This window comes from uncultured Clostridium sp. (assembly GCF_900547735.1).
Lineage (GTDB): Bacteria > Bacillota > Clostridia > Lachnospirales > Lachnospiraceae > Otoolea.
Genome location: NZ_URHZ01000002.1, coordinates 70,382 through 92,479, shown reverse-complemented (window position 1 = coordinate 92,479; position 22,098 = coordinate 70,382). Strand labels below are relative to the sequence as shown.

At 41.4% G+C, this 22,098-nt stretch carries 19 protein-coding genes; 18 read left to right on the top strand and 1 reads right to left on the bottom strand.

Annotated elements, in window-relative coordinates:
• Position 1: 1 nt before the first annotated feature.
• Positions 2–1,312: a TolC family protein gene (locus QZT18_RS01145; RefSeq protein WP_294143640.1), complete on the top strand. Its 1,311-nt coding sequence runs from the start codon at positions 2–4 to the stop codon at positions 1,310–1,312.
• A gap of 100 nt (positions 1,313–1,412) precedes the next feature.
• Here QZT18_RS01145 and QZT18_RS01140 read toward each other — a convergent pair whose 3' ends face one another.
• The gene (locus QZT18_RS01140; protein ID WP_294143639.1) at positions 1,413–2,342 is read right to left on the bottom strand and encodes a stage II sporulation protein R; all 930 of its coding nucleotides are present in this window, start codon (positions 2,340–2,342) and stop codon (positions 1,413–1,415) included.
• Between the two features lie 199 nt (positions 2,343–2,541).
• On the opposite strand from QZT18_RS01140, the gene QZT18_RS01135 reads away from it, so the two are divergent.
• The 17 genes from QZT18_RS01135 to QZT18_RS01055 all read left to right on the top strand — a co-directional run bounded on the left by QZT18_RS01135 (position 2,542) and on the right by QZT18_RS01055 (position 22,076).
• Positions 2,542–3,606, top strand: a complete 1,065-nt coding sequence (locus QZT18_RS01135; protein ID WP_294143638.1) for a D-alanine--D-alanine ligase family protein — start codon at positions 2,542–2,544, stop codon at positions 3,604–3,606.
• Between the two features lie 95 nt (positions 3,607–3,701).
• Positions 3,702–4,763 (top strand): glutamate racemase, encoded by a 1,062-nt coding sequence (gene murI / locus QZT18_RS01130; protein WP_294143637.1) that lies wholly within the window; start codon positions 3,702–3,704, stop codon positions 4,761–4,763.
• A gap of 1 nt (position 4,764) precedes the next feature.
• The gene (locus tag QZT18_RS01125) at positions 4,765–5,211 is read left to right on the top strand and encodes a DUF1934 domain-containing protein (protein WP_294143636.1); all 447 of its coding nucleotides are present in this window, start codon (positions 4,765–4,767) and stop codon (positions 5,209–5,211) included.
• Between the two features lie 764 nt (positions 5,212–5,975).
• The gene (locus tag QZT18_RS01120) at positions 5,976–6,614 is read left to right on the top strand and encodes a transcription termination/antitermination NusG family protein (RefSeq protein WP_294143635.1); all 639 of its coding nucleotides are present in this window, start codon (positions 5,976–5,978) and stop codon (positions 6,612–6,614) included.
• A gap of 646 nt (positions 6,615–7,260) precedes the next feature.
• On the top strand, positions 7,261–8,493 hold the full coding sequence (locus tag QZT18_RS01115; protein WP_294143634.1) for a DegT/DnrJ/EryC1/StrS aminotransferase family protein: 1,233 nt from the start codon (positions 7,261–7,263) through the stop codon (positions 8,491–8,493).
• Between the two features lie 32 nt (positions 8,494–8,525).
• Positions 8,526–9,221, top strand: a complete 696-nt coding sequence (locus tag QZT18_RS01110; protein WP_294143633.1) for a sugar transferase — start codon at positions 8,526–8,528, stop codon at positions 9,219–9,221.
• Positions 9,222–9,238: 17 nt separating this feature from the next.
• Positions 9,239–10,459, top strand: a complete 1,221-nt coding sequence (locus QZT18_RS01105; protein WP_294143632.1) for a glycosyltransferase family 4 protein — start codon at positions 9,239–9,241, stop codon at positions 10,457–10,459.
• Between the two features lie 17 nt (positions 10,460–10,476).
• The gene (locus QZT18_RS01100) at positions 10,477–11,790 is read left to right on the top strand and encodes a nucleotide sugar dehydrogenase (RefSeq protein WP_294143631.1); all 1,314 of its coding nucleotides are present in this window, start codon (positions 10,477–10,479) and stop codon (positions 11,788–11,790) included.
• Positions 11,791–11,803: 13 nt separating this feature from the next.
• Entirely contained in the window at positions 11,804–12,895 is a 1,092-nt protein-coding gene (gene wecB / locus QZT18_RS01095) for a non-hydrolyzing UDP-N-acetylglucosamine 2-epimerase (protein WP_294143630.1), read from the top strand.
• Entirely contained in the window at positions 12,892–13,965 is a 1,074-nt protein-coding gene (locus tag QZT18_RS01090; RefSeq protein WP_294143629.1) for a Gfo/Idh/MocA family protein, read from the top strand. The genes wecB and QZT18_RS01090 overlap by 4 nt, the downstream gene beginning before the upstream one ends.
• Positions 13,965–14,471, top strand: a complete 507-nt coding sequence (locus tag QZT18_RS01085) for an acyltransferase (protein ID WP_294143628.1) — start codon at positions 13,965–13,967, stop codon at positions 14,469–14,471. The genes QZT18_RS01090 and QZT18_RS01085 overlap by 1 nt, the downstream gene beginning before the upstream one ends.
• A 12-nt stretch (positions 14,472–14,483) precedes the next feature.
• Positions 14,484–15,551 (top strand): glycosyltransferase, encoded by a 1,068-nt coding sequence (locus QZT18_RS01080; RefSeq protein ID WP_294143627.1) that lies wholly within the window; start codon positions 14,484–14,486, stop codon positions 15,549–15,551.
• A 22-nt stretch (positions 15,552–15,573) separates the two neighbouring features.
• Positions 15,574–16,719 carry a glycosyltransferase gene (locus QZT18_RS01075; protein WP_294143626.1) on the top strand — a complete coding sequence of 382 codons (1,146 nt, stop codon included), beginning with the start codon at positions 15,574–15,576 and terminating at the stop codon, positions 16,717–16,719.
• Positions 16,697–18,316, top strand: coding sequence for an asparagine synthase-related protein (locus tag QZT18_RS01070; protein ID WP_294143625.1), 1,620 nt, complete (start codon positions 16,697–16,699; stop codon positions 18,314–18,316). Before QZT18_RS01075 ends, QZT18_RS01070 begins: the two co-directional genes overlap by 23 nt.
• A gap of 8 nt (positions 18,317–18,324) precedes the next feature.
• Positions 18,325–19,581 carry an oligosaccharide flippase family protein gene (locus QZT18_RS01065; RefSeq protein ID WP_294143624.1) on the top strand — a complete coding sequence of 419 codons (1,257 nt, stop codon included), beginning with the start codon at positions 18,325–18,327 and terminating at the stop codon, positions 19,579–19,581.
• A 10-nt stretch (positions 19,582–19,591) separates the two neighbouring features.
• Positions 19,592–20,824, top strand: a complete 1,233-nt coding sequence (locus tag QZT18_RS01060; protein WP_294143623.1) for a hypothetical protein — start codon at positions 19,592–19,594, stop codon at positions 20,822–20,824.
• A gap of 16 nt (positions 20,825–20,840) precedes the next feature.
• On the top strand, positions 20,841–22,076 hold the full coding sequence (locus tag QZT18_RS01055; RefSeq protein ID WP_294143622.1) for a glycosyltransferase: 1,236 nt from the start codon (positions 20,841–20,843) through the stop codon (positions 22,074–22,076).
• The last annotated feature ends 22 nt before the right edge of the window (positions 22,077–22,098 follow it).

Sequence of the window (22,098 nt, the reverse complement as noted above, 5' to 3'; positions counted from 1 at the left end):
AATGAAGCACAATAAGAAGGTCCTTTGTTATAAAAAAGCCCTTTGCAACAAAAAAGTTCTTTCAATACTGGCGGCAGCCTCACTGGCTGTAATGTCGCCGCTGCAGGTAATGGCGGAAAATCCGGAATTTGCCCATGACGAGGCGACCTGGGCCAGGCTTAGGGACAACGTGATGGAGTATGACGAACTTCAGATGCTGGTGGAGGAATATAACCCTACCTATATGAACAACCAGGTTTCCTATAAGGATTCCAAGACAAAAGACGATGCCGAGACTGTAAGACAGGATTTAAAAGATGCGGCCGACGATTTGTCCAGCCAGGCGGAAGATATGAGGGATACGGCGGATTCTCTTCTGGATTTGGCAAATTCCCTCCAGTACATGTCCAAAGATCAGGCCGACGCCGTCCTCAAACAGGCGGGAATCAGCAGTATCAACAGCCTGATGTCGTCCTATAATGCCATGTATATGGGCGCCGCCATGATGGATAACAGCTCATTAAAGCAGAATATATCGGCGGACAGCACCTACGACGACGATGAATCCAGGAAACTGAAATATTTAAAAACACAGAACGGCCTCATCATGTCGGTACAGACGATGTTCGCCTCCTACAATCAGATGAAAAGCAGCCTGGATGTAATCCAGAAAAACATTGAGATTATGGAAGCCGTGCAGCGTTCCACAGAAACAAGAGCCGGACTCGGTATGGCAACGCAGGCGGATATCCTGACGGCGAAGAAAAATGTACAGTCGCTCCAGTCCACCTACACCCAGACCCGCAGTTCCTTAGATTCGGTCAAACAGAGTCTCTGTATCGCTACCGGCTGGCAGTTTAATGCCGAACCGGAAATCAGGGAAGTTCCGGCTATCGATATGAACAGAATCGCCGCCCTTAATCTGGAAGCAGATAAAAAGACGGCGCTGGAAAACAACTATGATTTAAGGTATGACAACAAGATCTTAAGGAACATGACCGAAGGCTCCACAGACAAGAAGAATATGGAGCGGACGATCAAAAACCTGGAAGAGACAATCGGAGCCACAATGGTAAATCTCTATAATGACATTTACCAGAAGCAGACGGCTCTGGAGCTGGCAGACGCGGCTCTGGCGACCGAAACTACCGCCATGAATGCAATGGAGAGAAAGTACCAGCTTGGAATGGCAAGCCAGCTGGAATACCTCCAGGAGCAGGCGGCATTCCTCGGTAAACAGATTGACCGCCAGACGGCAGAGATATCCCTGTTCCAGGCGCTAGAGACATATGACTGGGCGCTTAAGGGGATGATGTCGAGCGCTGGGAAATAGCTGGGAACCGGGTGTATTGTGGTATATCGTGGTGGTATATTACGAGTGTATACTACGGAGATGAAAATGGACACCGGTTTAAGCTTAAAGTAATGGATACTTAATTTCGCGATAACAGCTCCGCAAGGCGGAAACGGACGCGGACAGTGACTTCTGGTTCAGAAGAAGTTTCTGTCTGCGTTTTTTTGCCAGCGTCTGTCTGAGTTTTTTGGCCTGCTTCTGTCTGAACTTTTTGGCCTGAAATGCTGACGGAATTTTTATCCGAAGGCTTTGGGCTGGAGGAGTCCGTGTCGGAGGGCGCCGTGCCGAAAAGCTCTGTGTTGGAGAGATTTGTGCCGGAACGCTTCGTGTCAGAGAAGTTCGTTCTGGAGGGCTTCGTCTCTCCGAAGACTACGCGGCGGTGTTTCATCAAGTCTCGATAATCATTTTCGGTCAGAAGATTTCTAAGCTCTTCTTTTGAAGAATCAGGTACCTCGCAGACGGATGCCTGTGAAAAGCACAGCGGCGGATAGAGGACGCACCACCAGTTTTTTCCACTGCCGTTTCCCAGGAGGACGCGGACAGCGTCGTATGTTCCGCAGGGAAATGTGACGTCACCGTAGATTTTGGTTGGGAAATAACACTGTTCGATCCGTATGTCCGCCGAATAATTAAACCCTTTGGAGAACATATAGGATTCGGCGGTATTTTCCAGCTCGGTTTTATGCTCATTTATATAAGAAATAAGTTCCTCTTTGGAGAGTTCCTCATTTTCCAAATCCTCGTACATGGTATCGATGAGAAGCTGCTTTACCTCTAATTTTAGATTCTGATCCTCTTCACTGTTGCTGTTGGCCAGCACATGGAAACGGAGAATCTGCGGCGCCAGCTCGCCGGAAAGCGTCTCCTCCGCCGCCCGCGCACAGTTCAGAGCCACGGGCACCGAAGCCAGCAGGGCAAGGGAAAGAGAGGCGCTGAAAAGAAGGGCAAGTTTTTTCAGATTCCTTTTCTGTAATTGATTCATATAATATGTAATATGTGGGTGTGACATTGGGCTACCTCCATGAGTGATATTTCAGTTACTGCTTTATTTCTTACAATTTATTTCATATTTCTATCTTACTTATCCCAAGTATTGACAGTTGTGATATAATCTAAACAGTTTGAAACGATATCCGGAAAAATGGAAGATAAGGCGAAGCGATAAACGATATCCGGCAGAATTCAACAGAAAGGCAGATCAAATTATTATGAAAAAAAGAATTCTTGTTATTTTCGGCGGACAGTCATCGGAACATATAGTTTCCTGTATGTCAGCAGTAAATGTAATCAACAATATAGACAGAAATACATATGAGGTTCTTATCGTGGGAATCACGGAAGAAGGGCACTGGCTGCTGGTAGATTCCGTGGAGGCTATTAAGGATGAGAGCTGGAGAAACGGAACCGTGCAGGCTATCCTTTCACCGGATGCCACGGAGAAATCCGTGATTGTCATGGATGGAAGCAAAGTAGAGAAGATAAAGGTAGACGGAGCATTCCCGGTTCTCCACGGCCTGTATGGCGAGGATGGAACGATCCAGGGACTTTTTGAACTGGTACAGCTCCCCTATGTAGGCTGCGGGGTATTGGCATCCGCTGTTTCGATGGATAAATTCTTTACAAAAATCATTGCGGACCGGGTTGGTGTCCGTCAGGCGGCATATGAGCCGGTTATGAAAGAAGAGATTGCAGATGCTGAGGGAATGGAGGATGCCGTCAAGAGGGTGGAAAACCGTTTTTCCTATCCTGTATTCATCAAACCGTCCAATGCCGGTTCTTCCCGTGGCGTATCCAAGGCGGAGAACAGAGAACAGCTTGAAAAGGGACTTACGGAGGCCGCCCTTCATGACAGGAAAATTCTTGTGGAAGAGACCATTGTCGGCCATGAGATCGAGTGTGCAGTTTTTGGAAACGGCAAGGAGCCGGTGCTTGCATCCGGAGTCGGTGAAGTCCTGGCTGCCGCAGAATTCTACGATTTTGAGGCAAAATATTTTAATGCGGAGTCCAGAACCGTCGTGAATCCGGAGCTTCCGGGCGACAGCGCCGAGAGAGTCAGAAAGGCAGCGGTTGAGATTTTCAAGGCAGTCGACGGCTATGGTCTGGCTAGAGTGGACTTCTTCGTGACGGCCGACGGGGATGTTGTATTTAATGAGATCAACACAATGCCGGGATTCACGGCCATCAGTATGTATCCGATGCTGTTTGAGGCAGCGGGAATCAGCAAGACAGAGCTGGTCGGAAAGCTGATAGAGCATGGCCTTAAACGGTTTTAGTCTTGTAATAGGGTCTTGGGTTCGGCTCTAAGGGGAAGATGGCGGACAGTATGGTAATCCCGGGGATGTCTGCGAGGACAAAATGGAGGATATATATGGATAGAAATGCACCAATTGGAGTCTTTGATTCCGGTGTGGGCGGCCTTACCGTGATGAGGGAGATCATGCGCCAGATGCCGGATGAGAGGATTGTATATTTTGGAGATACGGCCAGGGTGCCTTATGGAAATAAATCAAAAGAGACGGTAATCCGCTATTCACAGCAGATTATCCGCTTTTTGCAGACTAAGGATGTAAAGGCGATCGTTATTGCCTGCAATACCGCGTCTGCCTGTGCTCTGGAGGCCGTGGAGAGGAGTCTGGACATCCCGATCATCGGAGTGATTTCCGCCGGCTCCAGAGCCGCCGTAGAAGCCACCAGAAATGGAAAAATCGGCATTATCGGAACAGAGGCCACGATTCGCAGCGGCGTATATTCCGAAGAAATGAAACGTTTGAGGGAAGATATAGAAGTGACGGGAAAACCCTGTCCTCTTTTCGTGCCATTAGTGGAAGAGGGACTGCTTCACGATTCCGTAACGGATGAGATTGCCTCCCGCTATCTGGCGTGTCTTAAAGGAAAGTATATAGACACGCTGGTGATGGGCTGCACACATTACCCGCTTTTACGTTCCACATTTAAACGCCTGATGGGTGACGATGTTACACTGGTCAATCCGGCCTATGAGACGGCTGTGGAGTTGAGAGAACTTCTGGAAAAGAATGAGATGACGTGTACGGGTGAGAGTTGTGGGGATGGAAATGGTAAAAATGGAAGCAGCGGACATGGTGACTTTGAGCATGGAAGTTGTGGACATGGAGGAAGTAAGCAGGGGAATTGCGGGCATGGCGGAAGTAAGCAGGAGAGTTGTGGGCACGGTGACTGTGAACATGGAAGCTGTGGAGATGGCGACAGTGAGCAGGGGAGTTGCAGGCATGGTGTCTGTGAACACGAGGGCAGTGAACAAGGCTGTCACAAACATGGGGCCGGGGAAAAACACAGAGATCAGTATCAGTTCTTTGTAAGTGACCTGGCCGAGAAATTTACGAATTTCGCAACGTCAATTCTTCCGAAAGAGGTCAAAGAGACAAAGAAGATCAATATTGAGGAGTACTGATATGACAAAGGATGTACTTGTAAGCATCAGCGGAGCCCATATGGTGGACGGCGAAAGCGACGATGTATCCGTAATTACGGCGGGCACCTATTATCTAAAAAATGGGAAACACTATATTCTCTATGACGAGCTGATCGAGGGCGTGGAGGGAGCTATCCGCAACACGATCAAGGTTGGCGACGGGACGGTAGAGATAATCAAAAACGGAAGCGCCCGCTCCCACATGGTATTTGAGAAAGAAAAGACAAATGTTTGCTGTTACGCAATGCCGTTCGGCCAGATGATGGTCGGGGTGAACACGGATGACATTGTAAGAGAAGAAAGTCCGGATCGACTGCTGGTGGAGATTGAGTATTCGCTGGAAGTGAATTACGAAACGGTTTCGCAGTGCCATATTGTGATTGATATACGGTCGAAGGCGAAGGCGGATTTTAGGCTTGGGGAGTGAGCGAATAGCCGGGATTAAGGACAGCATTTACAGTGGAGATAGCCGTGGGAACGAAAAATCCGCGGCAAATAGGCTGAGGTTGGAAGATGAGCTACAGTAAATATACAGGCGCGTAAAAAAACTATGAAGATAAACGGAAAAGTCTGGAACTCCTATTTAGGTGCCGGACTTTTTTTGATTAATATCGATTGTTTGTTAATGTATAAGGTAGGGAAGAGTTTGGCATGTTTAATTATTCTATGTAGGAAGCAGATAATCAGGAATTTGATAGTTTCATAAAAGAAATACGAAAAATGGAAAACCATATTATGGGATTCAAGAAAAAATAAGAAAATATTAGGAATAACTTACTGTTAGATTCAGGGGACGAATATTGACCTTACTCAGGATTGGTGTTATAATTTACGAAACTCGGAAATTTGTATATATTGAATCGAAAGGTGTCGCTTAATGCAATTGTTAAGCGACATACGTTTGAAAAACGGTGCTACAGTGTATAAAGAAATGCATTATAATACAAACTTTTAAGCGCTCGCAGCAAAATGATAAAATATGCAAATAGGATGAGGGTACAGGATTATAGGCAGATGACGTGAAGCATTGGCACACAGATTCCGGGCTATATGGTAATAGAGGGTAATACTACGATTGCACACTGAATTTTTTTATTTAATGTGCAAATGGCGAAGCTTACCCTAATTTACCCTAATATATGTAAAAAGCTCTGAACGCTTCCGCTTCCGCAGGAAGGAAGAACGGCAGATATGTGGTATGTAATACAAGTCCAGGGAGGACAGGAAGAGAAGACAGCAGAGTTAATAAAGAAACAATTGACACTTCGTGAAGACAGCCTGCGAGAATGTTTTATACCGAAAAAAGAGCGGGTGAAGAAGTTCAAAGGGAGCTGGCAGCATGTGGAAGAAATCTTATTCCCCGGTTATGTATTTGCTGATTCCGGTAACGCGGAAGAATTGTACAGTAGATTGAAACAGGTCGGTCGGTTGACGAAAGTTCTGCAAGACGGGAACTTTCTTTTTTTGGCTTTATCGGAAGATGAAGAGAGATGGATAAAGGCGATCGGGGATAGAGACCATGTTACCAGAGTGTCGAAAATTAATATTGAGCCAGTCAGAGAACGTATTTCTCAAAATTCTAACTCATGCAGTTTGGACAATGGTCAAAAGATTGTAAAGGAGAACTATTCTAAAACCCATAGGTCGGATGAGCCGGATGTCAGGAGTGGCATCGGTAAAAAAGTAATTGTTCAGGAAGGGCCACTGAAAGGACTGGAGGGGTGTGTGGAGAAGATAAATCTTCATAAAAGAGAAGTTACAATAAGAATGCCATTTGCCGGCAGAATGGTCGATGTAAAGCTTGGAATAGAAGTAGTGGGGAAAGAGTAAAGGTTGACCAATATCGGGCGGGTATGGGAAGCGCATTCGCGTGATGGTGTAATATGCCGCCGCGCCCGTTGCAAGAGTCTGCGAAGGCAGACTCTTTATTTAGTTGCGAGATACTTTGAAACAGTTATGTTCTTACAAGTGAGTCGATATTATCGTAGACTATCTAATGGCTGATCATGTCCGTATGCTGGTGAGAACACCGACAAAAAAACAGTGGATTCAGCTTTATTTGCTACCTGAAGGGAAAAGCGGCTTTTACGCTGCTCGTCCGGCATGCAAAGCTAAATTGGGAAACCGGCATTTTGGGTCGAAAAGAATATTATGCAGGTATAGTGGCTATAAAGAACCACCTTAAAAAATATATCGAGGTACAAGAAAAGTACGATATTATACAGGGTAAACGAAGCGTAAAACAATATTGAGAGTCTTTTAAGGGTTAAAGGTGAAGTAGTACTAATACCCCTTAAGAGGTAGCAACAAGCCGAAATCATAGTTACTTGAATGAAGAGAAAGCTAGTGCCTTGAGCCATGGCCTGGCAACAAAGGGTTATACTCGTTCGCCAAGACGGCTGTATTACGGGGGGCGACGACTGCTTAAAACTGACTTGTCTGTACGCGGACGGAAAGATGAAGGAGGATACTGCATATGCTGAAAGTTCCATTTTCACCGCCGGATATCACGGAGGAAGAAATAAAAGAAGTTGCAGAGGCACTGAAATCTGGTTGGATCACCACAGGACCAAAAACAAAAGAATTTGAGAGGCAGATTGCAGCATTTGTTCATGCCCCGAGAGCGGTTTGCCTGAATTCAGCGACGGCGTGCGCGGAGCTGGCGCTTCGCTTCCTGGGTATAGGATCCGGAGATGAAGTGATTACCAGCGCATATACATATACGGCAAGCGCCAGTGTGGTCTGTCACGTGGGGGCAAAACTGATTTTAGTTGATACGGCTCCGAATTCCTATGAGATGGATTATGAAAAGCTGGAACAGGCAATCACGGAAAAAACAAAAGCGATTATTCCGGTGGATATCGGCGGAGTGATGTGTGATTATGACCGGATATTTGAAATTGTAGAACGAAAAAAGGCACTATTCCATCCAACGAGTGTAATTCAGGAAAACTTTGGACGGATTATCATACTGGCGGACGCCGCCCATGCGTTTGGTGCATCCAGAAATGGAAGAATGTGCGGTGAAGTGGCAGATATTACCGCTTTCTCCTTTCATGCAGTGAAAAATCTGACGACAGCAGAAGGCGGTGCGCTCGTGTGGAAGGAGATTCACGGTATTGATAACGAGTGGATTTACCAGCAGTTTATGCTGCTGTCTCTTCATGGACAGAGCAAGGATGCTTTAGCAAAAACAAAACTGGGAGCCTGGGAATATGATATCGTTATACCTGCCTATAAATGCAATATGACTGATATTATGGCGGGGATTGGGCTGGCACAGATGCGGAGGTATCCCGGAATCCTGGAGAGGCGTAGGGAGATTGTAGCCCGGTATAGCGAGGCGCTAAACGGGCTGCCGCTCAAAATCCTGTGCCATGATCTGGAGGCAAGTTCAGAACAGGAATATCATTCCAGTCGCCACCTTTACCTTGTGCGTCTGGACGGAAAAAATCTGGAATTTCGTAACCAGCTGATTAGCCGCATGGCTGAGGCCGGTGTGGCGGCCAACGTACACTATAAGCCGCTGCCGATGCACACGGCTTACATAAATCTGGGATTTGATATCAAAGATTATCCAAATGCATACAGACAGTTTGAAAATGAAATCACTCTTCCGCTTCATACCTGCTTGACCGACGAACAGGTAGAGTTTGTAATAGATGTTTTTAAGCAGTGTTACCGAGAGTTGGAAGAAGAAATGAAGTAAAAAATTCAAATAAAATAGTTGAGGAGAGAATCATGCTTTGCAGATGGGAACAGCTTCCTGAATTTATGCGCACAGAAGAGGTCAGACCATATTACGAACGACTAGAAAAACGCAAAATCAGCCTGCTGATAAAACGTTCTTTTGATTTTGTCATGTCGTCTGTTATGCTGCTCCTCTTGTCTCCAGTGCTTTTGCTACTATCTCTCTGGATCAGGCTTGACTCCGCAGGGCCCGTTTTCTACCGTCAGGAACGGGTGACACAGTATGGCCGTCGGTTCCGCATCTACAAATTTCGCACCATGGTGCAAAATGCCGAGCGAATCGGCAGCCTTGTGACCGTGGATCAGGATGTCCGCATTACAAAGGCCGGTAAAAAGCTGAGGGGCTGCCGATTGGATGAACTGCCGCAGCTTATCAATATTTGGAAAGGTGAGATGACCTTCGTCGGAACCCGGCCGGAGGTGCCGAAATTTTTGGGAAAATATTCAAAGGAGATGTATGCGACACTGCTTTTGCCCGCGGGTGTGACGAGCGAGGCCAGCATTGAATTTAAAGATGAGGATAAGCTCATTGCTGAGGGGATGGACGAAGGGCTGAGCGCAGACCAGGTTTATGTGGAGCGGGTGTTGGTGAGAAAGATGCGGCTGAATTTGGAAGCACTTAAATCATTTTCTTTGATTTCTGAAATAATGCTTTTAATTAAAACCGTATTAGCGGTCATAAAATAAATGACAGGATAACTTATATGAACATATTATTAATTAATCATTACGCCGGAAGCCCTGAGATGGGAATGGAATTCAGGCCGTACTATCTCGCCAGAGAATGGGTTAAGATGGGGCATCATGTCAGGATTATTGCCGGCGATTTTTCTCATCTTAGAATAAAGAATCCTAAGGTAAAAAAAGATTTCCAGAAAGAAGAGATCGATGGGATTGATTATTACTGGCTGAGAACCGGTGACTATCAGGGAAATGGAGTCACGCGGGCTTTTACCATGTTTCGCTTTGTTGGAAAACTGTGGCTGAACGCGGGCAGGATAGCGGAAAAATGGAAACCGGACGTTGTCATTACTTCTTCCACCTATCCTCTGGATACATACGCGGGTCAGAGGATTGCGAAAAAGGGAAAAGCGAAGTTGATACATGAAGTGCATGATATGTGGCCCATTACCCTGATTGAATTAGGGAAAATGAAAAGAACAAATCCCTTTGTTATTTTGATGCAGATAGCAGAAAACTCCTTTTGTAAACATGCGGATTATATAGTTTCATTATTACCTGGCGCCAAGGAGTATTTTGTTGATCATGGGATGCAAGCGGAAAAGTTTAAAACAGTTTCCAATGGTGTTGTGTTAGAAGAATGGCTCAATGAAAAAGAACTTCCGGCCAAACACAGACAGGCTTTTACAAAGCTAAAGCAGGAAGGAAAATTTATCATTTGTTTTTTTGGAAGTCATACCCGTTCTTATGCACTGACCTGTTTGATAGAGGCTGTACAAAAACTAAATCATCTCAATATAGCGGTTGTCTTTGTGGGAAATGGAAGCCAAAAGGAAGAATTAAAAGAACTGGCTCAGACGAACCCAAAAGACAGCTTTGTGTTTTTACCTCCGGTTCCTAAATGTGCAATTCCTGAATTATTAGAGCAGGCAGATGCCCTCTACGTGGGGGCACTGCGCAATGATATGTTCCGATTTGGTATTTGTATGAATAAGCTGTTTGATTCTATGATGTCAGGAAAACCGATTCTTTATGCGGTAGATGCTCCCAATAATTACATTATGCAGTATCATTGCGGCATTTCAGTTGAAGCAGAAAATGTGGAGGCATTATCGGAGGGAATCTGCGCGCTGCATGAACTGCCGGAAGAAGAAAGAAAAAAAATGGGAATGAATGGGAAACATGCGGTACTGGAATACTTTACTTACGAAAAATTAGCTGCTCAATTTGCAGATTTATTTTAAGGAGATAAAAGAGAATAATGAAAGAAAAAATGTTGCAAAAAATTTCTGAAAGAAAACTGACGGTAGGCGTGGTTGGACTTGGTTATGTAGGTCTTCCACTTGCGGTAGAAAAGGCAAAAGCAGGATTTCACACAATTGGCTTTGATGTCCAGTGCGAAAAGGTGAAATTGGTAAACGAAGGCAATAACTATATTGGTGATGTGGTTGACAGTGATTTGAAAAATTTAGTAGAGACAGGAATTCTTTCGGCTACAACGGATTTTTCTTTTGTCAAGGATGTAGATTTTATCGCAATTTGTGTGCCTACCCCGTTAGATAAGCACCAGCAGCCTGATATCAGTTACGTACGTGATTCCACTAAAGAAATTGCAAAATATTTAAAAAAAGAAACAATGGTAGTTCTGGAATCCACGACGTATCCGGGGACAACGGAAGAACTGATAAAACCAATTTTAGAAGACGGTTCCGGCCTGAAATGCGGAACCGATTTTTATTTGGGGTTTTCGCCTGAACGCGTGGACCCGGGTAATTTGATCTACAAAACTAAAAACACTCCTAAGGTAGTTGGGGCAATCGGGAAAGATGCTACAGAAGTGATTGCCGCTATGTACCGCACAGTGTTGGATGGAGATGTGTATGAAGTATCATCTCCGTCTGTGGCGGAAATGGAAAAAATTCTGGAAAATACCTATCGAAATATCAATATCGGACTGGTCAATGAGTTGACGATGTTATGTAACAAAATGGGAATCAGCATGTGGGAGGTCGTAGATGCTGCCAAATCGAAACCGTACGGATTCCAGCCGTTCTATCCCGGACCAGGTCTGGGAGGGCATTGCATTCCTCTTGATCCCTATTATTTGTCATGGAAAGCAAGAGAGTATGGATTTCATACATCGATGATTGAGAGTTCCATGATGATCAATGATCGGATGCCGGAATATTGTGTGGAGCGGGCTGGAAAGATTTTGAATAATTATGAAAAAGCCTTAAAAAATGCCAAAGTTTTGGTATTGGGCGTTGCCTATAAACAGGATATCGATGATTACAGGGAAAGTCCGGCTATACGAGTGATAGAAGAGCTGGAAAAAGAAAAGGCATTGGTTAAATACTATGATCCATGGGTTGCAGAATATAAAGAACACGGAAACACAGTCCAGGGATTAACAGAGTTAACCCCTGAAATAGTTTCTTCGTATGATTTGGTGGTGATAACAACCGCACATTCTAATGTCGATTATGCAATGATTCAAGCGAATGCGAAGGCCATTTTTGACACTAAAAATGTAATGAAAAATATTCAGCCAAGAGATAATATAGAAATTTTATAGGAGAACTGTATAGATGAAAATAGTGACAATCGTAGGAGCAAGGCCTCAGTTTATAAAAGCAGCGGCAGTGTCACGGAAATTACGTCAAGAACATGAAGAAATATTAGTTCATACAGGACAGCATTATGACGTAAATATGTCAGATATATTTTTTGATGAATTACAGATTCCGAAACCGGAGTTCAATTTAGGGGTGGGTTCGGGAAGTCATGCCAGACAGACGGCAGATATGATGACTGCTATAGAAGGAATACTGATAAAAGAAACGCCGGATTATCTTATCGTTTATGGCGACACCAATTCAACACTTGCCGGCGCACTTGCAGCAAGTAAATTGCATATCCCAATTATCCATGTGGAAGCAGGTCTTCGCTCTTATAATATGAATATGCCGGAGGAAATCAACCGGATATTGACGGATCATATATCAAAATTATTATTGTGTCCAACAGACACTGCAGTCTCTAGTCTTCAGAAAGAGGGAATCAACTCAGGTGTTTATAACATTGGAGATGTAATGTGTGACGCCGTTTTGTTTTATTCCAAAGAGATGGAAAAAAACGGCAGAGACACATGGCTTTCAAGGCTTCGGGTGATTCAGGGAACAATGAGAAATTTGGATAAATGGTATTTGGCAACGGTACACCGGGCAGAAAATACCGACTCTGTAGAGAAGATTGCGGAGATATTAGATGCATTTGAAAAATTAGAATACCCGGTTATCTTTTCGGTACATCCCAGGACAAAAGGATTGGTGAGTAGTTTATACGAAGAAAAACAATATAGGAATATTTTTTTGGTTGAGCCAATGGGATATTTGGACATGTTGTATTTTACAAAGAATGCGCTCAAAGTGGTTACGGATTCGGGGGGACTGCAAAAAGAAGCATACATATTAAATACGCCATGTGTAACTGTACGGGAACAGACTGAATGGGTTGAGACGTTAAATGGAAACCACAATATACTCGCCCATCCTAATTCAGAGGATATTGTAGACAAAGTTAATAATACAGTCGTAGACTGCGATAATAAACAAGACTACTACGGAAAAGGAGATGCTGCCGAAAAACTATGCAGCATTCTGAGAGGAAATCAACAATGAGATATGCTTTAATCGGATGTGGAAGAATCTCCACGAATCACATGAAAGCGGCGGTAAACAATCAACTGGAAATTGCTGCGGTCTGCGATATTGTACCGGAACATATGGAGGAACTTCTCGACAAACATGGTATGCGGGGAAACATGTCCATCAAAAGATATACGGATTATAAGACGATGGTAGAAGAACTGAAACCGGAATTGGTCAGCATTGCAACAGAAAGTGGAATCCATGCAGAAATTGCATTGTTCTGTATCAGGCATGGAATCCATGTCATCGTTGAAAAGCCAATGGCAATGAGCATCAAAGATGCCAACGCAATTATCGAACTTTCCGAAAAGATGAACGTGAAAGTCAGTGCCTGTCATCAGAATCGCTTCAATATTGCAGTTCAGGAGATGCGTCATGCCCTGGAGGCTGGAAGATTTGGCACTCTATCCCATGGTTCCATCCATGTACGATGGAACCGGAATCAAGATTACTATACGCAGGCACCATGGAGAGGAACTTGGGCTCAGGATGGCGGAGCTTTAATGAATCAGTGCATCCACGGAATTGATCTGCTACGCTGGACCTTTGGCAGTGAGATTGAAGAGGTTTATGGGCAAACCCGCCAGCAGTTCCACCATTATCTGGAAGCGGAAGACATAGGAATGGCAGTTGTTAAATTTAAGAACGGAGCAGTAGCAACGATAGAAGGTACAACGAATGTATATCCGCAAAATCTGGAAGAGACGCTTTACATATTTGGGGAAAAGGGAACCGTCAAGATTGGCGGAAAGTCAACCAATAATATTGATGTCTGGAACTTTGCGGATGAAACTGAAGCGGATAGTAAAAACAAAGGCTTAGAGGAGGCAACCAGCAATGTCTATGGAAATGGCCATACCAGTCTGTTTGCTGATGTGATTGAAGCCGTTGAGAATGACCGCAAACCGTATGTGGACGCGTATGCTGGCAGGGATGCCCTGGAGCTGGTGCTGGCAATCTATAAGAGTCAGAAGGAAGGCAAGGTGGTAAAATTACCGCTTTGTGACTTTGCAAGTACAGATATGAAAGGTGTATTCTAATGGAGAAAAATTTCTTTGTGCACGAAAGCTGTTATATCGATGAGGATGTAGAGATCGGAGAAGGGACAAAGATCTGGCATTTTTGTCATATTCAAAGAGGGGCACGGATCGGGAGAAACTGTTCTTTAGGGCAGAATGTGAATGTGTCCAATCATGTAAAGATTGGCGATAACTGTAAAATCCAGAATAATGTGTCTGTCTATGAGGGGGTAGAACTTGAGGCGGGAGTATTTTGCGGCCCGTCCTGTGTCTTTACGAATGATTTAACTCCACGGGCAGAATTTCCGAAAGGGACGGTAGGATACAGAAAGACACTTGTAAAGCATGGAGCAAGTATCGGAGCCAATGCGACGATTGTGTGCGGAGTTACAATAGGGGAATATGCCATGGTAGCAGCTGGGGCAGTTGTAACGAAAGATGTGCCGGATTATGCATTAGTAGTCGGGGTTCCAGGCAGATATGCCGGAAGGATTGATGCAAAAGGAAACTTGATAGAAAACAGTTAGAAAAGAGAAAAGATGAAAATTTTATTTCTGGCTCCGGCGAATAGTATTCATACAGTACGATGGGTGAACGCCTTATCTGAAAAAGGAAACCAGGTTTTGTTAGTATCACTGCCTAATCATTCGGAGACTCAGAATAGACTTCACAAAGAAGTACAAATAGAATATCTCCCGGTAAGAGGGACGAAAGGGTACTACCTAAATGCAGGCATACTGAAAAAATCAGCACGGAATTTCCAGCCGGATATCATAAATGCGCACTATGCAAGCGGTTATGGCACTTTGGCCAGAATCGCCCATCTTCCAAATGTGATTTTATCTGTGTGGGGAAGCGATGTCTACGACTTCCCGTATAATAATAGAATTAATCACTATATTATAAAGAAAAACCTCAATTATGCCGTTCATCTTGCATCAACAAGCTACGCAATGGCAGAGCAGGTGAAACGGTTAGTCGGTGACAAAGATATCATTATTACTCCTTTTGGAGTGGACACTGAACGGTTCATGCGATTTGAAAAAGACGACGAAGATTATTTTACCGCAGGCATCATAAAAACGCTATCCTATAAATATGGGATTGATACTGTGATAAAAGCATTTGCCCTTTTTGCAAAGAAAGTTGAAACCACAGAAAAAGTCCGGTTACTTATCTACGGAGAAGGCGAACAAAAAGCAGAATTGCTTGAATTATGTAAACAGCTTAAAATAGATGATAAATGCTTTTTTAAAGGTTATGTCAAAAATTCAGAGCTCCCTCAGATTCTGAAAAACATTGATGTAGCGTGTTTTGGAAGTCGGCTTGATAGCGAAAGTTTTGGTGTCTCAGCAGTTGAAGCCATGTCTTGTGAAGTTCCGGTTATCGTGACAGATGTAGATGGCTTTAAAGAGGTGGTTGAGGATAAAATCACAGGATATATTGTTAAAAGGGACAGTCCAGATGAAATGGCAGAGGCATTGGAACAATTATATTTAAACAAAGAGTTGCGTTTTACTATGGGAGAGAACGGCAGGGAAAGAGTGAAGAAACTCTACGATTGGAGTGATAATGTAGAGATAATGATAGAACTTTATCACTCATGACATAGATATTTGGAGAAAAAATATGAAAATTTTAATAATTTCACCTTTCTTTTTCCCATCTAAAGCGGTGGGGGCTCTTAGAATGACCAGTTTAGTACGATATTTGACTCAATATGATGATATAGAAATTACAGTTATAAAAAATGCTGAACCTTCCTCAGAAAAACTGCAGCCTATTTGCAAAGAAATTGAAGTAAATAGCAGAAGGTCAGATTATTTAAGCGCTTTTTTTGCATATAAAAAAGCATGCAAAAAAGCTGTAAAAAAAGAAAAATATGATTGGTGTATCATTTCATGCGGACCTTTTTATACTTTATTGTGTGGTGTTTATCTTAAAAGCAGGTATAACATACCATATATTTTAGACTATCGGGATTTTTGGGATAATGAAAGAATCCAAACGCATCTTACAATAAAAAGAACAATTAATTTGCTCGCTGTTAAAAACAGCCAAGCGGTTACTGTGGTTAGTCCCGGAATGAAAAATCGATTGCTGGAAGACTATCATTATGCCTTTTTGAATGTTCATGTAATTATGAACGGTTATGAAGCTGTAACTATTAAAGAAAAAGAGATTGAAGAAAAAGAAACGGATGAAGATAGATTTGTGGTTGGAATACTGGGGAAATTTTCCTACTATTCACCTCAGCATGCAAAAGAATTTCTGGAAGCGGTCAGTCATCTGCGTGAGTCTGGAATAAATATTCAGATACTCCATATAGGCGATGAAGAACGAGAACTGGTTTCATTATTGGAACAGTACAATTTGAAGGACCATAGCTACATGTGCACAGGCCGGGTGACCTATGACAAGGCATTAAGTTATATGGCCAGGACAAATTGCGGTTTATTGATTACCGCGGATGAAAAAATTGGTTATGGGACTAAAATTTTTGATTATATTATGTTAAACAAACCAATGATAATTATCTCATCAGAATCCCAGGGAGAATATTCTCAGCTGGCAGAAGAATTTGAAAATGCATATGTGGCATCACGTATCGGAGAGATCATAAATATTCTGAATATGCTTTATTCTAATAAAATATCGAAGTTAACAAATAGAGAAAAAACAGAAAAATATGACCGAAAATATCAAAACAAAAAATTCGAAAAACTTCTGAGGGCTGAGGAGGATTTAAAAAATGAACCAATGGCTGGTAAGTAATCTGAACTTTAGTTTTGCCAAGAGACAGGATGAGACCGGGATATCGTATTTTTTTAAACAAAAGTCTAAATTTGCAGAGGATCAAATATTCGAAGCAGCTGACGGCTTGATAATTTTAGATGGCTGTCTTTTAAATAAAACCGAAATTATGAAAGAAGGTAAGTATTCCTCATTTTTAGAATACTGCAATCTACATAAGGCGGAAGTGTTTTGGCAGGATTTCAGAGGGCCTTTTTCAGGATGTCACATTGGTGAGGAGAGCCTGACAGCCTACACGAATCAAACCGGTGATACATTCGTTTTTTGGTATTGTGTTGATAAAAAAGTCATTATCTCCAATAATTTTAATTTGATTATCTGTGTGCTGAAGGAAAATGGAATCGATTATAACTATGACAGGCAATCAGAATTGTATTTACTCAATTACGGATTCATGCTGGATGATTCAACAGTTGTCCAGGAGATAAAACGGCTTCAGGCAGGAACTTATCTGCGGATAAAAGATGGAAGAGTCGCAGTAAAACCCTATCATACGTTCAGTAATAAAGAAAAACCTGTGTCTTTTGAAAATGCAATTGAATTAGTGGACAACAGCTTTAAAAAGGCAGTTAAGAGATGTTTTGAAAAAGACGTAGAGTACGGTTATACAAATCATCTGGCTGATATGTCGGGAGGACTCGATTCAAGAATGGTAAACTGGGCGGCCAAAGAGTTGGGATATAATCACATTACCAATATCAGCTACAGCCAGTGGGGGACAGATGAAAATAAATATGCAAAACAGACATCAGAATATTTAAATCACACATTTTTACATATGTCTTTAGATTATCCGGAGTTCCTGTTCGATATCGACAAATTGGTAAATATGAACTATGGCTTATCTGTGTATTTTGGAATTACAGGCGGTGCGGAATTGCTTTCAAATTTAAATCAGGACAAATTTGGTCTGGAACATTCCGGGCAGATCGGGGATGTGGTAGTAGGAACATTTGGGAAAAATCAGAAGATTAAAAATTTTTTGAAAAGTGGACATAAGTATTCCAATACATTAGAGACCGAATTTGACTTGGATTTTAGCAGATTTGAGAATGATGAAATATTTAATCTTTATACAAGGGCCTTTAATGGCGCATTATCTTCTCATCTAATTAGAAGAGAATGGTTCTACACAGTCTCTCCTTTTTTAGATGTGGATTTTCTGGAAACATGTTTGAGCCTGCCATCCCAATATCGGAAAAACCATAAATTATATTGGGCATGGATTGAGAGCTGCCACAAAACCGCTTTGAGCATACCATCAACACGGAAAAGAAGTGGTAATATATTAGAGAAAACAAAAAATAGGATGAATTACTTTATTAAAAAAAATTTTTTACACGGCGATGCTAACAACATGAATCCTTTTGAATATTGGTACAAAAACAATATTCAAATCCGTGATTTTATTGAGAAATATTATTATGAAAATATAGAGCGATACACGGAATTAGCAGGGAGCTGTGAGAATGTCGATAAAATGTTCCGTAGCAGTAACATTATGGATAAATGTATGGCGATTAATGTTCTTGCAAATGTAAAGCGATATTTTGGATAGGACAAAAAATGCTGGGTAAAACAATAAATAAACTATTTAAAACGGGATTTTTTCATATATTTGGTTCATCCATAGTGAATAAGTTAATATCATTTGCAAGTAACATGATTTTAGTCCGTATCTTATCAAAAGTGGATTATGGCGTATATACATATGCCTTCAATATAGTCTCACTTTTGCTGATTGCAAGCGGATTGGGAATTCCATCTGGTCTGCTGCAGTTACTGAGCGAGATAGGTACAGATAAAGATAAGGCTGATAAAATATATAGCTGTGGTAGCGGTATTGCCTTGCGTTTTAATGTTTTATTAATGTTATGTATTATAATTATCGGGGTATTTGTACCGCTGAAAATTGACGGGGCCAATGGATACCTGTTGTGGATGAGTCTTATACCGATATGCGATATGGCATTCACCTTACAGACGACATATATGCGCTCTTTGTTAATGACTCAAAAATATGCGTATTCAAATAATATTAATTCCTGTGCAATCTGTGGATTTTCAATTATTGGAGCATTGTTTGCCGGTGCAAAAGGCCTGATTATTGGAAGATATATTGCAAATCTATTTACTATCCTGATTGTATGGAAATTATTTGATACTCCTGTACGCTTTCGCAAAGTACAGGGAGAAAATATCCAAAATATAAAAGAGTTAGTCAACATATCGATTGTTTCTGCCGCTAATAATGGTATTTCTCAATTATTATATCTTTTGGATATATTTATTATTGGAATTGTTATTTCAGATCAATCTGTAATTGCATCCTATAAAGTAGCGACAACCATTCCAACCGCTTTGACATTTGTTCCGCTCGCTGTTATTACTTATGTATATCCGTATTTTGCACTGCACAGAGAAGAGAAACAATGGGTAAAGGGTCATTATATAAAATTAGTGACGGCCATGGGGATTATGAATTTATTGATTGCAATCCCGGCTATTATTTTTGCCCCGCTGATTGTCCGCATATGCTTTGGAAATAAATATTTAGATGCGGTATTGATTTTTCGAGTCTTGATGTTGAACTATTTTATTTCTGGAACCTTTCGGATCATCTCGGGCAACTTACTGGTGACTCAGCGGGAATTGAAATTCAATTTAATGGTATCAGTTATTTCAGGAATTGTTAACATTATAGGAAACATAATATTGATTTCGAGATTTGGCGCGATCGGTGCTACAATAACGACAGTTCTTGTGGTTGTCATTTCTAGTATTATCAGTACGGCGAAGTTTTATTCCAATATTAAAGAGTGAGGTGATACAGATGTATATAATTGTGGCAATTATCACCCTGGCATTTATTATGTGTCTGCTGCCTCTTAAAAGCAGATATGTTTATATGTATATAGCTATATTTGCCTTGGCCGGTTTAGCCTTGTTTATGTGGCCAGATAATAAGTACGATTTATATAGACATTATTTAACATTAGAAAAATACAGGACATTAAATTTCTCACAAGTGCTCAATCTAACAGAACGTTCGGTGGGAACAACAATAACAGAACAGGCAGTAGATAATTATATCAGTGCTTATCCTGTATACAGCACATTTGCATGGTTCATAAGCAAAATTGGTATCTATCAATTACTTCCATTTTTAACAATATTTATTATCTATATATTGCCAGTATACCGAATACAGGAGATTGCTAAAAAAAGAAGATATTTTTCAAGAGTAACAGCAATTCTTTTTATTTTAATGCTATTAAGCAATAATTATTTTTTTATGCTCAGCAATATAAGACAACCGTTGGCCAGTGCAATTTTTGCATTTGTATTATATGAAGATTTAGTTAATAAGAGAAACAAACTGTTCTGTTTTGTTGCTTATATTATGGTGTGTTTTATTCATTCAAGCGGTTATATGTTTTTGGGACTTCGTATTGTTTTGCTTTTTTATAATCAATATACCCGCTATATTATTTACCCGGGTATCTTCGTTTCACATACAATATTAACAATTGCATGTAAAAGAGTAATGATGTGGGGGAGTGGAATGCTGGCGGTGGCTGCCGGTAAGTATATTCGTTATACAACCGGAAGAGCCAATATAGATGGCTCCCATGTGTCATACAAATTACTTATTATGTATCTTATCGTTTTTTTTGTTGTGGTATTTTTTGTGAAAATGAGCAGCCAGGCCGTTTTGTATAATAGATACGCTTCTTATATCTTTTTATGCATTACGTTTTGTATGACGATGACGGGCCAATCCGAAATTTTTAACCGGTTTGAGTTTTTAATCGTTCCATTGGCATTGCCGTTAATTCAGGAATTATTACATGAATATTCAGGCTATAAAATTTTCGGGATTAGAAATGGTGTGAAACACGGAAAAAGCTATTTGCTAATATATGCAATTTTTATTGCAGTGATCTGTATCAATTTTGGTATTGCCTGTGTAAAGGATTACAGAATCATGACACCCTATTATTCGGTATTCAATTATATGAATAATGGTACCCTAGATTTGCCGGAGATGCCAGAGGGGGATTAGTATGGGGGGAAACTGTATGAAACGGAAGCTGATTCTAGTGACAGATAACTTTCCATATGGATATGGAGAAGCATCATTCATACTTCCAGAACTTGAACACCTTTGCCAATATTATGAGGTAACCATAGTTTCAAAAAGTAAAAGCCTGCTAAGAACAACAGAACTTCCTCCGGAAATAAAGGTATGTAGATGTTCCGGTAATTTAACAGCATTTGAAAAAATCCGTTATTGTCTGCCAGCTTTTTTTAATGCCGAATTTTATTGGGAGTTAAAGAAAGCAATTAAGCGACATAAAGTCAAGCTGGGACTAAGAGTGATACTTTCATCATATGCGGGAGCGGGTAAACTTTACGGATATCTAAAGAAACTGACCGAAAATGAAAATAAAAATCAGCCGTTCTTATTTTATTCGTACTGGTATAATTTTTCTGTTTATAGTTTGATTCGATTAAAACAAAATTATTTTACTCAGGCCAAAGTAGTAACGAGAATACATGGATATGATTTGTATGATGAACGCGCTCCCTTAGGGTATCATATTTTCCGTAGAAAAACGGATCCGGAAGTAGATAAATTTTTTTTTATAAGCAAAATGGGAAGAGAGTATTATCTTAAAAAACTACAAATTGCTCCCAATGATAAATATATGGTCTCATATCTCGGAACATCCGGAAATGGGTTCAGAAAACATGTGAGAACGGAAAAACTGAGAATCGTAAGCTGTTCTAATTTAATTCCTTTAAAGCGGGTTGAAGGAATCATTGATGCGTTGGCCCTGATTGACGATTTTCATGTTGAGTGGGTACATTTTGGAGACGGTGTACTCATGGACGAATTAAAAAAACATGCAGCAATATGCTTTCGGTACAAGCGTAATATAACGTATGAATTTAAAGGATTATTGGAAAATGAGCAGATTAAAAAATATTATGCCAGCGGAACTAGTGACTGCTTTGTCATGCTGTCTGAGACGGAAGGCGTACCAGTTAGTATCATGGAAGCTTTTGCTTTCGGAATACCGGTAATAGCAACTTCTGTAGGGGGAGTACCGGAGCAGGTCAATACAGATAACGGAATATTACTCTCAGAAAATCCTACAAATAAAGAAGTTGCAGAAGCAATAAGGACAATTCATGGTATGGATGATGCCGCGTATGAGAATTTATGTTTTGCGGCATTTAAAACATGGCAGGAAAAGTTCAATGTGGAGAAAAATGGAATAGAATTTGTAAAAATGCTGCGGGAACTCTAGAGATGGGTTTTATTTTCGAGCC

Bases quoted from the DNA above. Each gene is read 5' to 3' on its own strand.
- QZT18_RS01145 (WP_294143640.1), top strand. From the start codon at position 2: ATGAAGCACAATAAGAAGGTCCTTTGTTATAAAAAAGCCCTTTGCAAC.
- QZT18_RS01140 (WP_294143639.1), bottom strand. From the start codon at position 2,342: ATGTCACACCCACATATTACATATTATATGAATCAATTACAGAAAAGG.
- QZT18_RS01135 (WP_294143638.1), top strand. From the start codon at position 2,542: ATGAAAAAAAGAATTCTTGTTATTTTCGGCGGACAGTCATCGGAACAT.
- murI (WP_294143637.1), top strand. From the start codon at position 3,702: ATGGATAGAAATGCACCAATTGGAGTCTTTGATTCCGGTGTGGGCGGC.
- QZT18_RS01125 (WP_294143636.1), top strand. From the start codon at position 4,765: ATGACAAAGGATGTACTTGTAAGCATCAGCGGAGCCCATATGGTGGAC.
- QZT18_RS01120 (WP_294143635.1), top strand. From the start codon at position 5,976: ATGTGGTATGTAATACAAGTCCAGGGAGGACAGGAAGAGAAGACAGCA.
- QZT18_RS01115 (WP_294143634.1), top strand. From the start codon at position 7,261: ATGCTGAAAGTTCCATTTTCACCGCCGGATATCACGGAGGAAGAAATA.
- QZT18_RS01110 (WP_294143633.1), top strand. From the start codon at position 8,526: ATGCTTTGCAGATGGGAACAGCTTCCTGAATTTATGCGCACAGAAGAG.
- QZT18_RS01105 (WP_294143632.1), top strand. From the start codon at position 9,239: ATGAACATATTATTAATTAATCATTACGCCGGAAGCCCTGAGATGGGA.
- QZT18_RS01100 (WP_294143631.1), top strand. From the start codon at position 10,477: ATGAAAGAAAAAATGTTGCAAAAAATTTCTGAAAGAAAACTGACGGTA.
- wecB (WP_294143630.1), top strand. From the start codon at position 11,804: ATGAAAATAGTGACAATCGTAGGAGCAAGGCCTCAGTTTATAAAAGCA.
- QZT18_RS01090 (WP_294143629.1), top strand. From the start codon at position 12,892: ATGAGATATGCTTTAATCGGATGTGGAAGAATCTCCACGAATCACATG.
- QZT18_RS01085 (WP_294143628.1), top strand. From the start codon at position 13,965: ATGGAGAAAAATTTCTTTGTGCACGAAAGCTGTTATATCGATGAGGAT.
- QZT18_RS01080 (WP_294143627.1), top strand. From the start codon at position 14,484: ATGAAAATTTTATTTCTGGCTCCGGCGAATAGTATTCATACAGTACGA.
- QZT18_RS01075 (WP_294143626.1), top strand. From the start codon at position 15,574: ATGAAAATTTTAATAATTTCACCTTTCTTTTTCCCATCTAAAGCGGTG.
- QZT18_RS01070 (WP_294143625.1), top strand. From the start codon at position 16,697: ATGAACCAATGGCTGGTAAGTAATCTGAACTTTAGTTTTGCCAAGAGA.
- QZT18_RS01065 (WP_294143624.1), top strand. From the start codon at position 18,325: ATGCTGGGTAAAACAATAAATAAACTATTTAAAACGGGATTTTTTCAT.
- QZT18_RS01060 (WP_294143623.1), top strand. From the start codon at position 19,592: ATGTATATAATTGTGGCAATTATCACCCTGGCATTTATTATGTGTCTG.
- QZT18_RS01055 (WP_294143622.1), top strand. From the start codon at position 20,841: ATGAAACGGAAGCTGATTCTAGTGACAGATAACTTTCCATATGGATAT.